Raw genomic sequence first — 19,012 nt, forward strand, 5'->3', positions numbered from 1 at the left:
AAGGTGTTTATGACAATAACAACAAGGGTCAGGAGTGGAATCGTGGTAAAGGGTCGGAAACTTTTCAGTCTTAGCCTCATCGTGGTGGCAATGAGCGGCTGTGCCGTCACCAGTCAGCCCATTTCGAAGGAGCAAGGCGAGCAGCGTATTCGGCAGGATAAGGTCGCGATGTTCAGTAAACAGGAGCCGGTGACGGCACCGATCACACTGTACGATGCGATGGCCAGAGCGCTTAAATATAACCTGGAAGCCCGGCTGAAAGTGATGGAGCAGGCGTTATCGCAACAGCAACTGGAGCTGGCCCGCTATGACATGTTGCCGCAGATGGCGATGTCGGCAGGGTATGTCGGGCGCAGCAACACCAGTGCATCCAGTAGTCGTAGTATTCAAACCGGGCGGCAATCACTGGAGCCTTCCACCTCGCTTGACCAAAACCGTGATGTCGCCGACCTGACGATGGTCTGGAACGTGCTGGATTTCGGTGTCAGTTATGTCAACGCCAAACAGAGAGCCGACCAACGCTGGATTGCTGATGAACGCAAACGCAAGGTCGTCCACACCATCATTCAGGATGTGCGTTCCGCGTACTGGCGTGCGGTAGCCGCTGAGCGGCTGTTGGGCCGTATCGACAGCCTGATCGATAGGGTAAATCAGGCGCGCGAAGCCAGCGAACACATGAGTACGCAGCAAGTGGGTGACCCGGTGGAGGCGCTCAGTTATCGCCGTGCGTTGATTGATGCTGTGCGCCAACTGGAAGAGCAACGCCGGGCGTTGTCATTGGCGAAGACCGAACTGGCGACATTGATGAACCTGCCGCTGGATACCCCGTATACGCTGGCACTGCCGGATAATCGCGAGATGCCGGTGCCGCAACTGAATGTCGACTTCACTACCCTGGAGCAGACGGCGCTGCTGAGCCGCCCGGAACTGAAAGAGCAGGATTATCAGGTGCGCATTCATGCCGCAGAAACCCGCAAGTCGTTGCTGCGTATGCTGCCGGGGCTGGAGGTGAGCGCCGGTGGTCACTACGACAGCAACTCTTTTATGGTGAACCAAAGCTGGGCGGATGTGGGCGTGAAGGTGACCTGGAACCTGTTTAATCTGCTATCAGGTCCTGCGGCGTATAAAACGGCACAGGCGAATGAAAGCGTGTCGGAAGTGCAGCGTCAGGCCATGTCGCTGGCTATCATGGCGCAGTTGTACATTGCACGGGCCAACTTCAATGAAGCGGTGCGTCAGTATAAAACCAGTGTTGAACTGCGCGATCTCGATGGTCAGATTGCCGAGCAACTCAGAAACCGTTACAAGGCGAACAGTATCGGCGAGCTGCAACTGATTCAAGGGGAGCTTAATGCCCTGAACGCCAACCTGCGTCAGGATCTGGCTTATGCGGAATTGCGTAACAGCTATGGCCAAATCCTCTCAACCGTTGGGCTGGATTTGCTGCCAAAAACGCTGCCATCCGATCGGCTGGCGGATATCAGTCAGGCGTTACGCCAGTCTGAGACCAACTGGCAGCAGGGTAAGATAAGCGCATTACAGTCATTCTAATCCATCCTATGCAAGCAGCATGCTGATGGTCTTCTGATAACGCTGGTGCCTGTGATGCAGGCACCAGGCACCAGATATATCAGCCTCCTGAATGCTGACAGTTGCTATGCTCAGTCCCTGACCGTGCTCTTCGGCTTTTACTCACTCTACCGTGATGCTATTCCCATCCTGATGTGTTATTCGAAGTGTTGTCCCCGTAATAGCCATCTGCACCGCCTGACGGATAGTCAGGGTGCCGACCACCGGATGAGGCTGAATTGCGCCGGTTTTGCTGGTATCGGTAATCACAACGCAGCCGGTGGCGTGGGCAAGCTGCTGCGCGGTTTCGTCGAATCGGTTGAAATACAGGTGATAAGTCCCGACCTTATCGCACTTGCCATCGGGCACTGAACGATAGGGCGATGATGTGGTGTCAGGCTCCGTTGTCGTGTCGGGTTCCATTGTGGTGTGGGAGCACCCTGCCAGCAGCAACACACCGGACAAACACAGGCAGGAGAACCATGCACGCGTTGACAGCAAGACGGCGAAAACGGGGTTGGATAGCATCATAATACCTCCGAAGACAGGTCAGCCCGTCTGCGTCAATAACGCGGGGCGGTGTCGCATAGGGTTGCGGGAACCTTCATCGTATTGCTGCGGGATGTAAAAGATCGCTGGTCGGGTGTAACAAGCGTGCTGATTGCGGTGAGCATCCGTTTCCGGTCGCCTCGTGTGGCGGAAAATCAGCCCGCCGTCGGTGGCGGGCTGGGAAAAGCGTTGCGTTGAAGGGTGAAAGTGCGCCTTAACGTGGCGCGGCGAGCGCCATCGGCATCGGGTTGTTATCGTCCAGATTGAAGAAGGTCATGGTGTCATCCAGATGTCTGGCCTGTTCGTGTAGCGAAGAGCTGGCGGAGGCGGATTCTTCAACCAGCGCCGCGTTTTGCTGGGAGGCTTGCTCAAGCTGCGTGATAGCGGCGTTAACCTGTTCGATACCTTTAGCCTGCTCTGACGACGCGATAGAGATATCCGACATAAATTCGTTTACACGTTTAATCTCATCCATCAGTCGCGCCATATCTTGTGTGGAGAGTGACGCCACTTTTTCTCCCTGAGCAATTTCATCGGCGGTTTTTTCGATCAACTCTTTGATTTCTCGTGCCGAACCGGCGCTGCGTTGTGCCAGACTGCGCACTTCCGAAGCGACCACCGCGAAACCTTTACCTGCTTCACCTGCACGGGCGGCTTCCACCGCCGCGTTCAGCGCCAGAATGTTGGTCTGGAAAGCGATGCCATCCATGATGCTGATGATATCGTTGATTTTGTTCGAACTATCAGAAATATACTGAATCCGTTCGATCATCTGGCTAAAGTTGCTGGCGTTCTTTTCCGCCAGTGCTGCGACAGAATTGGTCAGCGCCATGGCTTTACTGGTGTTGGCGGTATTTTCCTGCACGGACGCGGTGATTTGTTCCATGCTGGCAGCTGTTTGCTCAACGGAGGATGCCTGCGCTTCGGTTCGGGCGGCGAAATCCCGGTTGGCGGCAGAAATCTGTTCTGCGCCTGCGGCGACAGAACTGGCCGACTCTCTGACATCCAACACGATTTTGCGAAATGCCTGCTGCATGTCTTTCAGTGACAGCATCAGGCTCCCCATCTCGGTATTATGCTGTGGCGGAATATCCAGTGTCAGTACACCGTGTTCCATCATGCCGAAATAGGTTCTGACCTTCTGCATCGGGTGCAGCACTACGTTACGGATGAACTTCAGGGTAATCAGACTTAAGATCAGCGCAACTATCAGCGTAGCGATAAGGATAGTTAATGTGCGTTGATAGAAGTTATCCGCCTGCGTGATCTCCTCATTACCAACCCCTTTGGCTAACGTCACAAACTGCTCCAGCTTTTTACGGAACACTGCGCCTTTTTCCAGTGCGCTGGGTGCCAGTTTGGAATAGAAGTTATCGAGATTTCGTTCTCGCAGTACCGTGAGCATGGGGGCGACGGTGTTGTTCATATAATCATTGAAGGTGTCATCAAGATCATTGCGAAGCGCCTGGCCTTGCGGTGTTTGTGCCGGAATACGACGCAGTTCCGCCATGGTGCTGTTGGCGGAGGCGATGTAACTGTTCAGTCGCTCCAGACCGGTCCGAATCGTCGCGTCATCTTTTTTGTCTTCAATCGCCAGCGCGATGTTGAAACCGGCCAGTCTGGCATTGAGCATTTCTGAATAGGCCAAATAAAGGGGAACAAGCTGCTCGCCCTCAATCCCGTTGACGTTGCGGATAGACTTGTTGCTTTGTATGGAGGAATACAAACTAAAAGTACAAATAGACAGTAGCAATAGTGCGAATACAGCGAGTACGCAGTAAAGCCCATTTCTGATTTTGATTTTTTCTAACATCCCCATCTCCTTTGAAGTACTGATTTTCCCTACCTGCCGCTATTGATGCCACCAGTCTTGCAGACATCAGCCAATATCAGTAAGGCAACGAGTATACCCGTCATACTTCACGTTGCAGGTTGTTGCCCTGAAACCCGAATATTGAGGGTATATGCTGTGTTTATCATCAGACGGTACACCGGCCCGATTGCGGGAACAGACTAATAGTTTTATCGCGAATGGTTGTTGATGTAGGTCAGGCTGAGTCTCGCAATGATTCACACTCAGCAAGCTGATAACTCAACCCTTTGTCTGTCGTGGCGCGACTCTCGCATCGATCTCCTTTATCGATCAATTTCTCCTTGTTGATGTGCGTGTTGCGTTTCAGGGATGATATCAATAAACGCGGTGGAGTGATGTGTCTTAAGTAATGTTTATGTAATATTGTCAGTACTCAGGCCGTGGTTTCATCAAAAAAATGGGTAACGTGTTGTCGTTCGGCCGCTCAGGCACGATGATGTGACAAACGATCTGCACCCTGTCATACATTCTTTCCGTTCTCTTATGTCTTTGCGCGGTCTAATCCGGGAAAAAGTCATTTTATCGCGTTAATCAACGTGGAAATGGTTGGTAAAAAGCATCGTCTTTCATCACAAAATCGAGTAATTAATGGGAGAGTTATCCTGAGAAAATATCATTTTCCTCACAAAAAATACGCTCTGTGTTTTTATTTTTAATCAATTCATAACCTGTTTTTTCGCATCATGAATTATTCAACGAAATGCTTGAGAGATATTTTGAATTCCATAATAACCAGGGTGTGATAATCTAATATCGTATTGTTCTTTATTGTCATGCCTTTTTTGTTTTTTTAATATAATTTTTTATTATCTTAATGCAGTTGAGTAAAGAAAAAGAATGTTAAGCCGATATAGGTTTCATGCTGTACATTATTCCTGCCGTATCCCCGATGAGTGTTAGGTTTCAGGTGAGTTCTCTACTTATTTCATGAGCCATCATGTGATAAGCGAAGTTGTGTTGTTCAAATTAACAGCATGTTTTCTGCGGCCCGGGTTATTTCAGGGATGACAGGGTATTGCCCAAATAATTCGGGGCTCAGTGCTGAAGGGCTGTGTCATGCAGCCAGTACATCTATAGCCAAGTATGAAGGTTATAAAAAAGTATGTTAGCTATACCCTAAATAATTCAAGTTGCAGGAAGGCGGCAAGTGAGTGAGTCCCGATGAACTTACTCAGGTAAGTGATTCGGGTGAGCGAGCGCAGCCAACACACCTGCAGCTTGAAGTATGACAGGTATAAACGGGTACTATTTAATACAAGCCCATAAGAGAAAGTGAAATGCATTTTTATTTTAGAGGTGTTAAATGAGTCTAATTCGTAACATCAGGATTAAAATTATGATGTTGGCCATTCTGGCCATATTTACCTTGTTGTGGGGCGGGGTGGGCATTTTCTCCCTCTACTCGTTAAATAATCTGACAGATGAGATTAGCCTGACGAATGTACAGCAAACGAATGGCGATATTATCAATGGTGCCAGTGATCGTTACTATAAAGTTAAATTATCGATGGATGAAGCGATAGCGGCAGGAAATAGCAGCGATCGTGGACGAAATTTACTGAATGACGCTACCGCAGATGTGGAATTCCTGAAAAATGGCCTGGCGCAGTTCAAGGTAACGGATCATGCCAATATCAGCAGCACATCTATTGATGATATTTACAATAGTTCCTATCAGCTGTTTAGCGAAGCGGTTGTGCCGATGTTGGACGCCGCCAGACAAGGTAATCATGATGCTTATGTGAAACTCGTTACGGAGAAATACAACCCGTTGCGGATGAAATTCACCACAGCCATCAGCCACTACAACCAGATTATTAACAATCTGAAAACCGAAGCGCAGGCGCGCATTGCTGCCTGGGTGTACTGGAGCAAAGTGGCGCTGATCGCCGCCATGATTATTGGGTTAGGCGTGGTGGTATTTACCGATCGTTATCTTGCCATTCAGATGGGGCGCCCGCTGGAGCAAGTGAAAGCGCATTTGCAAATCTTGTCGAATGGGCAACTCGATACCACGATTGACGACATGGGGCGTAACGAGGTGGGGCAACTCATCCCGTTCGTCAATACCATGCAGCAGAGCTGGATAAAAACGGTGGCGGATATTCGCCGTAGCGCCAGCGAAATTTATCACGGCAGCAGCGAAATCGCCGCCGGTAACAGCGACCTGTCTTCACGGACTGAAGAACAGGCAGCGGTACTGAGTGAAACGGCTGCCAGCATGGAGCAACTGAGCGCTGTGGTGAAACAGAACGCCGATAACGCCCAACAGGCCAGTCTGCTTGCCAGAGAGGCGTCAACCGCTGCCAACAATGGTGGCGAGGTGGTGCAGTCGGTCAGTCACAGTATGCAAAGTATTACCCATAGCTCGCAGAAAATCGCCGATATTATCAACGTGATCGACGGTATTGCCTTCCAAACCAATATTCTGGCGCTGAACGCGGCGGTGGAAGCGGCGCGTGCCGGTGAAGCCGGGCGGGGATTCGCGGTGGTGGCGAGTGAGGTCAGAAATCTGGCTCAGCGCAGTGCGCAGGCGGCGAAAGAAATCAAAACCCTGATTGACGAGTCGGTCGATAATGTCAAAAACGGTTACGAGCAGGTGTCGCAGGCTAGCAAGTCGATGGACGATATTCTGAAGTCGGTCACCAACGTGACGGATATCATGGGTGAAATCGCGTCAGCCTCCAGCGAGCAGAGCAAAGGGATTTCCCAGGTGGGTACCGCCATCACGCAAATGGATAGCGTAACGCAGCAGAATGCGGCGTTGGTTGAGCAGTCTTCGGCGACGTCCTCGTCACTGGAAGAGCAGGCACACCACCTGAACGAAATTGTCGCGGTGTTCAAACTGCCCGGTGTGGCGGATGCATCGACGGCACGTCGGAAACAACAGCCCGCCGGGAAAATGACGGCACTGGCGAACCCGAACTCCGCTTCACGGCAGGAAAAAACCAACGACGATTGGACCTCATTCTGACCCTGATGTCTCAGGGTTACGCGAGTCAATAACTCGCGTTGACAGGCGCGGTAACGAGCAGGTTACCGCGCTTTTTTTATCTCAGTGAGTCGTATTCGGTCGGAGGCTGTCCCTGTTGGCATCCGGAGGCGGGCGGACTCATCCATCCACCCATCCATCCGCATTACTGGCAATACAGCCGAAAGAGTTTGGCGAGTTTGGCGAGTTGGGCGCACATCGGCGAGAGCATGGTGTCTTTACGTTGGATCAGGTAGAAGGTGGCCTTGGGCAGTGGCTGCTCCAGTTCCTGAATGGATTTTGTTGTTTGTTATATCAATAGATTAACTTTTTCTTTTTCACTCTCGTCAATGTTTAATCTAAATCGCTTGCTATTTAATTTTGAGCGATATAGAGTAGCAAACATGAACAGAAACGATAGCGATACCAAACCGATGCTGAGTGATGACGCCTTCCGGCTGGATGGCCAACTTTGTTTCGCGCTCTACTCGGCGAATCTGGCGATGAACAAGTTATATCGTCGTTTGCTGACCGAGCTTAACCTCACGTACCCACAGTATCTGGTGATGCTGGTGTTGTGGGAACGCGATGGGGTAACGGTTTCTGAACTGGGTGAGCGACTGTTTCTGGATTCTGCCACGCTGACGCCGCTGCTTAAGCGTCTGCAAACCGCGGGGTTGGTGACGCGCCGCCGTGGCACGCAAGACGAACGCCAGGTGCTGATTGAGCTCACCGACGACGGGCGTGCATTGCAGACCAAAGCGAAGGCCGTACCAGAAGGGGTGTTCTGCGCGTCAGAATGCAATATCGAGCAGTTGCGTGCTATCAAGCATGATTTGGAAACGCTGCGAGCCAGCCTCATCAGGCATATTTGATGAGTCGATATGATGTAACGCGTGCTGATTGGCCGCGTTTTTTTACCACCTACTAAGTAGTGTGCGATTTAATATCTAACGATTTAAATCGCGAATATAATCCACTCAAAGGAGTCACATGATGTCTATTGAAAAAGTTCTCTACGTTGCACATGCGCAAGCGACCGGCGGTCGTGATGGTCGTGCGGTTTCTTCTGACCAGCAGTTGGATGTCAAATTGACCACGCCGCGTGAACTGGGTGGTGCAGGTGGTGAAGGGACCAACCCGGAACAGCTGTTTGCTGCGGGTTACTCCGCCTGTTTCCTGGGGGCACTGAAGTTCGTCGGCGCACGTGACAAAGTCTCGATTCCGGCGGGGACGACCATTAATGGCAGCGTGGGCATCGGTGCCATCCCGAACGGCTTTGGCATTGAAGTTGAACTGAAAATCACCCTGCCGGGTGTAGACCGTGCGGTAGCGGAAGACCTGGTACAGAAAGCACACATCGTCTGCCCGTACTCCAACGCAACGCGTGGCAACATTGATGTGAAACTGACAGTGATTTGAGTCAGATAGAAATAAGAAAAAAATAACTCATTAAAAAGTAAATGTTTTCACTTAACACCAGGGTAATCCATCATGAGAAAAAGTCTTGTCGCAGCCTTACTGGTTGCTACAGCGGGGAATGCCGCAGCGGTGGACAACAAGGCACCGTATGCTGAACGTCATGTGCAGGCATTTCTGGATAAACTGAATGCGGGTGGCGGGAAGCCGCTCGAACAGCTGTCACCAGCAGATGCGCGCAACGTGCTGGTTGCTGCACAAGCGGGGGCGAGCCTGCCTGCGGCTGACGTCACCCAGAAAACCATTACCGTTGATGGTCAGAACATCCCATTGACCATCGTTAAACCGGCTGGTAGCACCGGGGTTCTGCCGGTGTTCATGTTCTTCCATGGCGGTGGCTGGATTCTGGGAGATTACCCAACGCACGAACGCTTCGTGCGCGATCTGGTCGTACAGTCCGGTGCGGCGGCAGTCTTTGTCAATTATTCGCCGTCGCCGGAAGCGCATTATCCAGTGGCGATTCACCAGGCGTATGCGGCGACCCGCTGGGTAGCGGAGCACGGTAACGAGATCGGCGTAGATGGTTCACGGCTGGCACTGGCGGGTAACAGTGTGGGCGGCAACATGGTGGCAGCGGTAGCGCAACAGGCTAAACAGGCGGGGACGCCGCACATTCGCTATCAGGTGATGTTCTGGCCAGTGACTGATGCCGATTTTAATACTGCCTCTTACCAGCAGTTTCAGAAGGGGTATTTCCTGAGCCGCAACATGATGAAATGGTTCTGGGATGCTTACACCACGGACAGTGCGCAACGTCGGGATATTTTGGCTTCTCCTTTGCGGGCCACCCGTGAACAATTGAAAGGGTTACCACCGGCGTTGATTCAAACCGCTGAGCTGGATGTACTACGTGATGAAGGCGAAGCCTATGGTCGTAAGCTGGATGAGGCCGGGGTAGATGTCACCGTCACGCGCTACAACGGCATGATCCACGACTTCGGTCTGCTCAATGCGTTAAGCAATGTACCGGCCACTCGCGCCGCGCTGTTGCAGGCGTCAACTGAACTGCGTGAACGATTGAAGTAACACTTTCATTCCCCGCACGGTGTCGGGGAATGAAAACATCGCTTAGAGCACCTTATTCAAAAAACTGGCGGTGCGTGGATGGGCAGGATGATTCAGCACCTGATACGCATCGCCGCTTTCCACGATTCTGCCGTCCACCATGAACACCACCCGATCTGCCACTTCGCGCGCAAAGCCAATCTCATGGGTAACGATCACCATAGTGACGCCCGATCGTGCCAGATCCTTGATGACGTCCAGTACTTCGCCCACCAGTTCCGGGTCTAACGCCGAGGTTGGTTCGTCAAACAGCATCACCTTGGGGTTGAGCGCCAACGCACGGGCAATGGCGATACGTTGTTGCTGCCCGCCGGACAGGTGGCGCGGATAAGCATTCGCTTTGTGGCGTAACCCGACCCGGTCCAGCAGCGCCAGTGCCACGCTCTGTGCCTGGGCGCGGTGGTATACCGGTGTACTCGTGGCGCTTCAATAATGTTCTCCAGTACCGTCAGGTGTGGAAACAGGTTGAAGTTCTGGAATACATAGCCAACGCCGATGCGCTGGCGCAGAATCTCCCGTTCTTTTAGCTCGTACAGTGCGTCACCTTCACGGCGATAGCCAATGTAGTCGCCGTCGATACGGATGGTGCCCTCGTCCACCCGCTCCAGGTGGTTGATGGTTCGCAGTAGCGTAGATTTGCCTGAGCCTGACGGCCCAATTATCACCGTCACTGATCCGGGCGGCAGCGTCAGGTTAATATTATCCAGCGCCCGATGCGCACCGAACCATTTGCCTACCCCCTGAATATCGATCCGACCTTTTTCAGCTACGGTGCCTGATACGGTATGTGGGATTGAATAAAGATCAATAGCTTCAGACATGGTATTTCCCTCTGAATATCAGTGCGGTCAGGTGCCGGAAAAGACGTCGTAACGGATGTGTCGGTATTTCCCGTACTGCGCCGCGGGCGACGTAGCGTTCTACAAAATATTGCAGTACCGACAGTACGCTGGTGATCACCAGATACCAGACGGTCGCGACCATCAACAGTGGAATGACTTGCTGAGTGCGGTTGTAAATCACCTGCACGGTGTAAAACAGTTCCGGCAGTGCCAGCACGTACACCACCGAGGTGCCCTTGGCCAGGCTAATGATTTCGTTGAAGCCGGTAGGCAGAATGGAACGCAATGCCTGCGGCAGAATAATTCGCCAGGTACGGCGATAACCCGGTAAGCCGAGCGCGGCGGCAGCTTCGAATTGTCCGGCGTCAACACCAAGGATACCGCCACGGATAATTTCGGCGGTGTAGGCCGATTGCACCAGTGTGAGTCCCAGCACGGCGACAGAGAAGGGGCTGAGTACATCAATGGTGGGGTAGCGGAAAAACTCCACTGCCGTGAAAGGGATACCCAATGCCAATGTGTCGTACAGGTACGAAAAATTGTAGAGGATTATCAGCACCAGAATCAGCGGCAGTGATCGAAATAACCAGATATACAGCCAGGACAGCGTACTGAGTAAGGTCGACGATGACAGCCGTGCCAACGCCAGCCCGGTACCGACGATCACGCTGAACAAGGTGCCAAGCAGCGTCAGCAACAGGGTACGCCCTAGTCCTTCCAGAATGACGGGATTAAAAAAATAGCTGGCGAACACGGACCATTCCCAGCGGCTGTTGAGTGCCACCGACTCGGCAATACCGGCGAAAATAAATAGCGAAAACACGGTGCCAGCGATACGTAGTGGGTAACGCGCCGGTACCACGCGTAAGGTTGTCGCAGGGGCATCCGTTGGATGCAGTGCGGGGGGGATTGAGTGTGTCATCAGTGTGTCCTTATTACCCGATAGCCCGTTCCTGTTGAGTCACCCGTTCAGACAATGGCCCATACAGCGGTTTACGAAACGGTAACCGACCATCGTGCGGCGGCAGGCTGTAATATTCCGGGTCGAGTTGAGTATCGAACTGTGGTTGATAACCTTCGCTCAGGTATAACCCTACGGCTTCCGGCTGGCGAAAACCGGTTGTCAGAAACAGATCCCGATAGCCCAGCCGACGGGCATGGCGCTCCAGTTCGAGCAGTACTCGTTTGGCGAGTCCCTGACGTCGCAGGGTTCTGTCAGTCCAGATGCGTTTAAGCTCGGCGGTGGTGGCGTTGTAGCGTTTGAACGCGCCAGTGGCGATGGGGCGCTCATCGCGCATCAACACGATAAAAATACCGTCCGGCGGTAGGTAGAGCCCCTGTGGTTCCGGATCCTGATGAGCGAAGTAGTCGCCGTAACGCTGACGGTATTCAGCAAATAAACCGTCCAGCACCGGCGCAATGCGTTCGTCTTCCGGGTAGGTGACAATGAAATGTTCCTCAGACATAGCGTTCTCCCTGTGCAACTGGATGCGGATTACAACGGCGTGTCGCCCAGACCCAGCGGGTTGATCTCTGAGCGGTTGATTCGCTCCACACCTTCTCCCCAGCGGTTCAGTACCTGGTCGTATTCGCCGCCCTGAATCACGCCATTGAGCGCGGTATTGAGTGCGACCACCAGTCCGTTACCTTTGCGGGTGGTGACCGCGATGTGTGCCACCTGAGGCCAACCGCCGTTGACGGTTCCCACCAGGCGAGTCTGCCCATTCAGTGCTGCTTTATAGGCACCGGTGACATTCGGGTCGAATGTGGCGTCGGCGCGACCAGACTGAATACTCAGGTTTGCCGCGGCCGCATCGGTAACATAGACCGGCTGAAATGGCGGCAAGCCGACTGCACGGTTTTGCTTGTCCCAGTCAAGCAGGATGGCTTCCTGATTGGTGCCGGAACCGACGATAATCCGCAGCCCGGCAATATCTTTGGCATTGTGGATAGCGGTTATCTTGCTGCTGGATTTCACGTAGAAGCCCAGTGTATCGGCACGGTAGGTGGCAAAGTCAAAACGTTCTTTACGCGCTTTGGTGACGGTCACGTTGGTGATGGCGACATCGTACTTACCGGAGGATACGCCCAGCGGCCAGTCTTCCCATGAGGTTGATACCAGATTCAATTCCAACCCGAGGCTATCGGCTACCAGCCGGGCGATGTCCGGTTCGCTGCCGATGAGGGTTTTGTTGTCGTCGGCCAGAAAGGCCAGCGGCGGCGAGGAGCCTAATGCCGCAACGGCGACGGTCAGTTTTCCTGGCTCGACAAACCGGAATCCCGCCGGGATCTGCGCGATGGCTTGCGGGTTTTTGGGCGCGTGGATCGGCTGTTGGTTAGCGTTGAGGTCAATGCCGGCAGCTTGTGCGCTGCCGAGTAATAACCAGCCGCCAAATAGCGTCGCGGCCAGGTGATAAAATGGACGAACGGCGAGAGTCTGCATAGCGTATTCCTTGAAGATAAATTTATCAGCGGGGAGGACGAGTTGAGTTATTCGTCCAATCCGCGTGGATTGACGTCGGAGCGTGTGACTTTTTCGTCATTCTCACCCCAACGATCCAGCACCTGCGCGTATTGCCCGCCAGCGATGACGCCATTGAGCGCGGTACTAATCGGTTGTGCCAGTCCGTTACCCTTGCGGGTGGTCACGGCAACCGGTGCCACGGTAGGGCCAATACCCACCATCTTTGTCTGTCCTGTTAGTGCTGCCTTATACGCCCCGATGGAGTGCGGGCCGAAAAAGACATCCACCCGGCCGGACTGGATGCTCAGGTTGGCCGCCGCGTCGTCGGTAACGTAAATCGGCTGTACCGGCGCTAAGCCCTGAGCACGATTCTGGCGATCCCAGCCCAGCAGGATGTTTTCCTGATTGGTGCCAGAACCGACGATCACCTTGAGCCCTGCGACATCTGCCGCTCCCCGAATTGCCTGAATACGGCTGGTGGATTTGACGTAAAAACCCAGCGTATCGACCCGATAGGTGGCGAAATCGAATTTCTCCTTACGTGCTTTGGTGACCGCGATATTGAGGATGGCGGCGTCATAGCGACCAGAAGCGATGCCTGGCGGCCAGTCTTCCCAGGCGGTCGGTACCAGTTTGAGCTTTAACCCCAGTGCGTCGGCAAGCAAACGGGCGATGTCCGGGTCGCTGCCGATGGGTGTTTTATTGTCGTCCGCCAGCAGTGCCAGCGGGGGCGAGCTGTGACTGGCGATCGCCACGGTGAGTGTGCCGGGTTCGGCAAAACTAAACCCGGCAGGGATTGCAGCGATCGCTTGTGGGTTAGCGGGTGCATGTACCGGTAATTGGTTGGCTTTCAGGTCGATCCGACCGATGCTCACTGATTCGGCATGCCCACCCGCGCTGAGCAGTAGTGTGGTCAGCAGCAGTGTGGCGTAGTCGCGTGCGTTCATGGTGTCGTTTCCTCGGTGAGGTGACGGGCGGCGGTGTAACGGTTAGCAGGAAACGCCAGCGCCAGGCTTTCCCGCAGCGTGTAGCCGGGGTACTCCTGGCGGAATAAGCCGCGCTGTTGCAGCAATGGCACCACCTGATCGACAAATCGGGTGAAGTTGTCCGGTGTGGCACTCTGGATGATAAAACCGTCGGCGGCATACTGTTCGAACCACGACTGTAACCCATCTGCCACCTGTTGCGGCGTACCGCTGAATAGCGGGCGGGGCGTCGTGGCTTCCAACGCCACCTGACGCAGGGTTAATCCGCGTTCGCGGGCATTGCGTTTGATTTCGTCGGTGGTGCTGCGAAAACTGTTTTGGCCGAGCGTGCCGATATCCGGGAAGGGGGCATCCAACGGGTGTTGTGAGAAGTCGTAGTGTTCAAAGTAACGGCCGAGGTAATTGAGCGCGTCTTCGATGGTGACCAGTGCGGCAGTGGTTTGATATTGGCGCTCCACATCTTCCGCGCTATCGCCCACCAGCACGCTAACACCCTGAAAGATGTGCAACTGGTTTTCGTGTCGCCCTTGTTCCACCAACTGTTGTTTGACGTCGCGGTAAAACGCCTGCGCCTCCTCCAGTGTGTGCTGGTGGGTGAAAATGGCATCGGCGTGACTGGCAGCCAGTTTCTTGCCGTCATCTGACGCACCGGCCTGGAAGATAATCGGACGACCCTGTGGTGTGCGTCCGATATTCAGTGGCCCGGAAACCGAAAAAAACTCGCCCTGATGGTTCAGCGTATGCAGTTTTTCCGGGTCGAAGAAGCGGCCGCTGGCTTTGTCGCGGATAAACGCATCGTCTTCCCAGGAATCCCATAACCCTTTCACCACCTGCAAAAATTCATCGGCAATGCGGTAGCGCAGGGCGTGTTCTGGGTGTGAGGCGCGGGAAAAATTCTTCGCTGACCCTTCCAGTGGCGAGGTCACTACGTTCCAGCCCGCACGGCCGTTGCTCAGGTGATCGAGGCTGGCGAACTGCCGAGCGGTGGTAAACGGCTCGCTGTAAGAGGTGGACAGCGTACCGACTAAACCGATGTGACGGGTGGAGGCAGCCAGCGCTGAGAGCAGTGTCAGCGGTTCAAAGCGGTTAAGAAAATGGGGGATAGATTTTTCGTTGATATATAAACCATCCGCCACAAAAGCGAAGTCGAATTTCCCTTGCTCGGCTTTTTTCACCGTGTCCAGCACGAAACCAAAATTGATGCTGGCATCCGGTACCACGTTGTTGTGTCGCCAGGCTGACATATTGCCGGCTGCGCCTTGCAATATGACCCCCAGTCTCAACTGACGTTGTGCAGGGCTTGAAGGGTGTTCAGAAGTCGTTTTTTTACTCATTGGCATGCTCCCTACGGTAAATGTTGGTTAAAAACCCCCGCTTCCTGGCTGGGATGAAGTACAGGAAAACGCGTTATGAAAGGGGAATAGAGGGTCAGGGACGTCTGGAAAATACTATTGATGAGAGGATTCGGGATGTAAAACAACAAAATTGACTATGCCAAAGCAAAAAAATATCTCAGGGGGTTTTGTGATTTATTTATTCAGGAAATGAAATAAGTGCCACGGAAAAATAAGCATGCCTTTCGAAGAGTTTCATAGTGAAAAAGTAGCCATGTGGAAATAGCATCCCTATAAAAATAGTATCCTTGTAAAAATAGATAGTTCATTACGCTGATTATTGTGATTCTCATTTACTGATAGTGAGAATTTGTACTATTTAAACGCTGTTTTGTTATTTATGAATTTTTTCTGGCTATGAAAATATGCAGAAAATTCAGGCCAGATCAGAAAAAGGAAATACATGAGCTATCGTATTGGTTTATTAGATCAAAGTCCGATTGCACAAGGGATGACCGCTGCTGACGCATTGGCACAGACGACAGCGTTGGCCAGCTTCGCCGATACATTGGGGTACTCTCGCTTCTGGGTATCAGAACACCACAATTCTGATTCACTGGCAGGCTCATCGCCGGAAGTGCTGATTGCCTGGTTGCTGGCGCATACTCGCCACATCCGCATTGGTTCTGGCGGGGTGATGTTACAGCATTACAGCCCTTATAAAGTGGCAGAGAATTTCCATGTGCTGTCATCGCTGGCACCAGAGCGCGTTGACCTGGGCGTTGGTAAGGCACCGGGCGGATTCCCGCTTGCCACTCGTGCGCTGCAACAGGAGATTGACCCGGCCCGCCAGGTGGCATTTGACGATAAACTGCGGCAACTGCATACATTACTGGAGCCAACGTCGGCACAATCGAACTCCGGGTTGTTCGCCACACCGCTGCCACCGGCGTCGCCATCACGTTTTTTGCTGGGAGCCAGTCCGGCAAGTGCGCGTCTGGCGGCCTCGCTGGGCTGGAATTTTGTCTTTGCCGGGTTCATTCAGCCTAGTGAAAGCCTGCTGACGGAGGCGTTCCTCACCTGGCGCGAGTACCAGCCCGAACATGCACAGGCGCTGTTATCGCTGTCGGTTATCGTAGCGGAAAGTCATGATGAGGCGAAAATGCTGGCGGGCGAGCGGTATAACTACAAGGTCTATATTGACGACCGTGCACCGCTCAACGTGCTGACTCAGGAGCAGGCTGACCTGCTGGTGCAACAGGCTGGCAGTACACAGTTCCGTATCGAAAAACAGGCGCAGAACATTTTGTATGGTACCTCGCTGGAGGTCCATCGCCAGTTGCAGCATTACCATCAGCGTTTCGGTGTCAGCGAGTTCATTATCCATACGCCAGTTAACGACCCGGCTGCACGTCTGACGTCGATACGTGCGCTGGCTGCCGGGATCAAGGGATAGGGTTCTCTGTGGGGGAGAGGATTTCGCGTCTGGCTGCGCCCTGCCTGATGGCAAGCAACATTTCCAACAGGCTGGGGTAATCAAACAAGGCTGAAAAATCCAACGGGTGTGCTCTGTCGCCACTGGGCAGAATGTGACATTGCAATTGCCGTTCGTAGTGGCGCGGGTATTGGGCTTTTTCAATCGCGGGCAATGAACGGTAATTTTTCAATACAGCGGTGAAAAACTGTATTTGCCAGTGTGGGTGGCAATAGTTGAGGCAGGCCTGCGTGACAATATGCTGACGCCAGGCTTGATCCTGCGTGTAGGCTTCGCTCCAGGCCGCCCGGCGTTCATTCAACGTAAACTCGCCGCTGTCATCGTAGATAATCAACGATAATTGATGGTAAGTCAGACCGCTGAATGGGTTTGTTCCTGTGCCGCTGACAAAGGCACTAGCCTGACGGGCACGAGCCAGACGTTCACGAATATCGCCTGCCGGTAACGTTGATCGGCCCTGCTGCGCCCGCTCATCGTCTTCGATGCCGGTGAGCTGATCGAGCAGTGCTCGGGCTTTTTGATGTAATTGCTGTCGGCTCATGGTGGCTTCCCGGATACGGGAACGCTCGGCAGCGTCATGTAATTGCCGTTCGAGCAAAGAAGATAAAAATATATTAATATCTGGCATAAGCGTTCTCTCCAGAAATGAGCCAGCAACCTGCTTTTTAAAACGGCTTTTTAAAAGCCTGAGTAAAAAGAATGAAAATGAAATAGTGGTTGTGGTGTTGTCGAGTAATATACCCGCCAGATATCCGGCTCTCGTTGCCCGGTACAAACACATTGCACCTGGCTTTGCAAACTGAATATTGGGGTATAACGCTATTTGAAACTGGCATTATTATTTTTAGTGTGATGTGCCAGCCGTGGACGTTTTTATTCCGTGTCGGCTTAATTTGCCAGAATGAGAGAGCACACTCAATCAGATTTTATATCTAAAGCCACCAATTTATTTCATTAACGTAATATATGCGCGTTGTTCATCGTTCCCTGTTGGTTTGAGCGTCTCTATGATGGCATGATGTGCAGTTGGCGATATTATAAGCAAACAAAGCAGGGGCGTGAAAAAAGGCTTGCCAGCGCGTGATAACCGGTCCATAATAAGCGCCATTCCAAACGCCTTAAAGTGTTAAAGCCTTTATAATCAGTAGATTACAAAGAATTAGGTGCTTCAAGGCGCTTTGAATAATCCTCCTACGCGGGAATAGCTCAGTTGGTAGAGCACGACCTTGCCAAGGTCGGGGTCGCGAGTTCGAGTCTCGTTTCCCGCTCCAAAATTTCTTTTCTGTCTCAGTCAGTACACTGTTTTCTCAATATTCCAGTTTTGCCCCATCGACCCATAATTCACTGCTATTTGGCGCGATTACGATTTCCTATATCATCGACGTCATGATTGTTCACTGGTGACAACGATGACATCCATTTTGCTGTTGGATTCCCGCGCAGATGAGCTGCGAGACGTTCTGTATGGTAACGCGCCTGAACTGACGCTGGTTATCGGTTCCGGCGAGCCTGATCAGGCAGCGGCGTGCGATATTTGGATCGGCGAGCCGGATAAAGCTGCCCGCCTGCTGTCACAGGGTGTGAAACCTCGCTGGCTGCAATCAACCTGGGCGGGCTATAAGCCGTTGCTGGCCGTGGGGTTACCGCGTGATTATCGGTTAAGCCGAGCTGTCGGTGTGTTTGGTCAGCCGATCGCCGAATATGTCATCGCGTATCTGCTACAGCATGAGCTGCATTTGTCGCAACGCTATCAGAGCCAGCGCGACGGCGAATGGAAGAAGATTTTGCCGGGGTCACTATTCGGACGTCGGGTGCTGATTGTCGGCGCGGGGGATATCGGTCGGGAAGTCGCGACTTTTCTGCAACCCTTTGGTGTGGTGTTGCAGGGTATTGCGCATTCACCACGCGAGATGCCGATGTTTGAACGTGTGGACTCGCTGTCCTCGCTTGAACAGGTGGTGAGCTCAGCCGATTACGTCATCAATATCCTACCGGATACACCCGCGACGACAGATATCTACCATTCCGGGGTGTTTGCCGCGATGAAGCCTTCCGCATTATTCATCAATGTAGGGCGTGGCACCGCGGTAGTGGATGCGGATTTGTGTGCGGCGCTGCGTCAACAACGCATTGCCGGAGCCGTGTTGGATGTCTTCAGGCAGGAACCATTGCCACAGACGCACCCGTTTTGGCAGACGCCGAATCTCACGGTCACCACGCATGTTGCGGGTCCACTGGTGCCTGCCCGGTTGGGGCAGTTGTTTTTAGCTAACCTGCAGCGCTTTCGGCAGGGGGCGTCGATGGCGGGTGAAGTGGATTTCTCGCAGCCTTACTGACGATAACCTATTGGTTTCAAAGGGGAGTGATAAAATTATTTCTTCCCCT

Annotated in this window: 16 protein-coding genes, 1 tRNA gene and 2 pseudogenes; 9 read left to right on the forward strand and 10 right to left on the reverse strand. The window is 52.9% G+C overall.

Going from position 1 to position 19,012, the window contains the following annotated elements; genetic code table 11:
- Window positions 1–42: 42 nt before the first annotated feature.
- Window positions 43–1,551: a TolC family protein gene (locus tag LF929_RS02435; protein WP_038905769.1), complete on the forward strand. Its 1,509-nt coding sequence runs from the start codon at window positions 43–45 to the stop codon at window positions 1,549–1,551.
- A gap of 141 nt (window positions 1,552–1,692) precedes the next feature.
- Here the strand turns inward: LF929_RS02435 and LF929_RS02440 are convergent, their stop codons facing one another.
- A complete protein-coding gene (locus LF929_RS02440) occupies window positions 1,693–2,100 on the reverse strand; it encodes a hypothetical protein (RefSeq protein WP_080649117.1) in 408 nt (135 codons plus the stop codon).
- 48 nt (window positions 2,101–2,148) lie between these two features.
- Between LF929_RS02440 and LF929_RS02445 the strand changes: the two genes are divergently transcribed.
- Window positions 2,149–2,316, forward strand: coding sequence for a hypothetical protein (locus tag LF929_RS02445; RefSeq protein WP_168366542.1), 168 nt, complete (start codon window positions 2,149–2,151; stop codon window positions 2,314–2,316).
- 16 nt (window positions 2,317–2,332) lie between these two features.
- Here LF929_RS02445 and LF929_RS02450 read toward each other — a convergent pair whose 3' ends face one another.
- Window positions 2,333–3,931: a methyl-accepting chemotaxis protein gene (locus LF929_RS02450; RefSeq protein ID WP_038909100.1), complete on the reverse strand. Its 1,599-nt coding sequence runs from the start codon at window positions 3,929–3,931 to the stop codon at window positions 2,333–2,335.
- 1,363 nt (window positions 3,932–5,294) lie between these two features.
- Here LF929_RS02450 and LF929_RS02455 point away from each other — a divergent pair.
- Window positions 5,295–6,965: a methyl-accepting chemotaxis protein gene (locus LF929_RS02455; protein WP_226093254.1), complete on the forward strand. Its 1,671-nt coding sequence runs from the start codon at window positions 5,295–5,297 to the stop codon at window positions 6,963–6,965.
- Between the two features lie 163 nt (window positions 6,966–7,128).
- Here the strand turns inward: LF929_RS02455 and LF929_RS02460 are convergent.
- Window positions 7,129–7,251 (reverse strand): annotated as a pseudogene (locus tag LF929_RS02460) (LysR family transcriptional regulator); the annotation flags it as partial.
- A 115-nt stretch (window positions 7,252–7,366) separates the two neighbouring features.
- Here LF929_RS02460 and LF929_RS02465 point away from each other — a divergent pair.
- From LF929_RS02465 to LF929_RS02475, 3 genes are all read left to right on the forward strand, one after another.
- The gene (locus LF929_RS02465; protein ID WP_016940723.1) at window positions 7,367–7,837 is read left to right on the forward strand and encodes a MarR family winged helix-turn-helix transcriptional regulator; all 471 of its coding nucleotides are present in this window, start codon (window positions 7,367–7,369) and stop codon (window positions 7,835–7,837) included.
- 121 nt (window positions 7,838–7,958) lie between these two features.
- Window positions 7,959–8,384, forward strand: coding sequence for an organic hydroperoxide resistance protein (locus LF929_RS02470; protein ID WP_026357729.1), 426 nt, complete (start codon window positions 7,959–7,961; stop codon window positions 8,382–8,384).
- A 72-nt stretch (window positions 8,385–8,456) separates the two neighbouring features.
- Window positions 8,457–9,467, forward strand: a complete 1,011-nt coding sequence (locus LF929_RS02475; protein WP_226093255.1) for an alpha/beta hydrolase — start codon at window positions 8,457–8,459, stop codon at window positions 9,465–9,467.
- A gap of 42 nt (window positions 9,468–9,509) precedes the next feature.
- Here LF929_RS02475 and LF929_RS02480 read toward each other — a convergent pair.
- The 6 genes and pseudogenes from LF929_RS02480 to LF929_RS02505 all read right to left on the reverse strand — a co-directional run bounded on the left by LF929_RS02480 (window position 9,510) and on the right by LF929_RS02505 (window position 15,132).
- A pseudogene (locus LF929_RS02480) lies at window positions 9,510–10,327 on the reverse strand (amino acid ABC transporter ATP-binding protein).
- A complete protein-coding gene (locus tag LF929_RS02485) occupies window positions 10,320–11,270 on the reverse strand; it encodes an amino acid ABC transporter permease (RefSeq protein WP_038909096.1) in 951 nt (316 codons plus the stop codon). Before LF929_RS02485 ends, LF929_RS02480 begins: the two are co-directional and overlap by 8 nt.
- A 13-nt stretch (window positions 11,271–11,283) precedes the next feature.
- Window positions 11,284–11,814 (reverse strand): GNAT family N-acetyltransferase, encoded by a 531-nt coding sequence (locus tag LF929_RS02490; protein WP_210176332.1) that lies wholly within the window; start codon window positions 11,812–11,814, stop codon window positions 11,284–11,286.
- A 29-nt stretch (window positions 11,815–11,843) separates the two neighbouring features.
- Window positions 11,844–12,791 (reverse strand): ABC transporter substrate-binding protein, encoded by a 948-nt coding sequence (locus LF929_RS02495; RefSeq protein ID WP_226093256.1) that lies wholly within the window; start codon window positions 12,789–12,791, stop codon window positions 11,844–11,846.
- A 47-nt stretch (window positions 12,792–12,838) separates the two neighbouring features.
- Window positions 12,839–13,759, reverse strand: coding sequence for an ABC transporter substrate-binding protein (locus LF929_RS02500; protein ID WP_226093257.1), 921 nt, complete (start codon window positions 13,757–13,759; stop codon window positions 12,839–12,841).
- Window positions 13,756–15,132: an LLM class flavin-dependent oxidoreductase gene (locus LF929_RS02505; protein WP_038909092.1), complete on the reverse strand. Its 1,377-nt coding sequence runs from the start codon at window positions 15,130–15,132 to the stop codon at window positions 13,756–13,758. The genes LF929_RS02500 and LF929_RS02505 overlap by 4 nt, the downstream gene beginning before the upstream one ends.
- A gap of 463 nt (window positions 15,133–15,595) precedes the next feature.
- On the opposite strand from LF929_RS02505, the gene LF929_RS02510 reads away from it, so the two are divergent.
- On the forward strand, window positions 15,596–16,588 hold the full coding sequence (locus LF929_RS02510; protein WP_226093258.1) for an LLM class flavin-dependent oxidoreductase: 993 nt from the start codon (window positions 15,596–15,598) through the stop codon (window positions 16,586–16,588).
- Here LF929_RS02510 and LF929_RS02515 read toward each other — a convergent pair.
- Window positions 16,578–17,255 carry a hypothetical protein gene (locus LF929_RS02515; RefSeq protein ID WP_210174643.1) on the reverse strand — a complete coding sequence of 226 codons (678 nt, stop codon included), beginning with the start codon at window positions 17,253–17,255 and terminating at the stop codon, window positions 16,578–16,580. The genes LF929_RS02510 and LF929_RS02515 overlap by 11 nt on opposite strands.
- 567 nt (window positions 17,256–17,822) lie before the next feature.
- Here LF929_RS02515 and LF929_RS02520 point away from each other — a divergent pair.
- Window positions 17,823–17,898 (forward strand) — tRNA-Gly (locus tag LF929_RS02520).
- Window positions 17,899–18,036: 138 nt separating this feature from the next.
- Window positions 18,037–18,963: a D-2-hydroxyacid dehydrogenase gene (locus tag LF929_RS02525; RefSeq protein ID WP_210174642.1), complete on the forward strand. Its 927-nt coding sequence runs from the start codon at window positions 18,037–18,039 to the stop codon at window positions 18,961–18,963.
- Window positions 18,964–19,012: the final 49 nt, after the last annotated feature.

Origin of the sequence: Dickeya oryzae (assembly GCF_020406815.2) — a bacterium.
Lineage (GTDB): Bacteria > Pseudomonadota > Gammaproteobacteria > Enterobacterales > Enterobacteriaceae > Dickeya > Dickeya oryzae.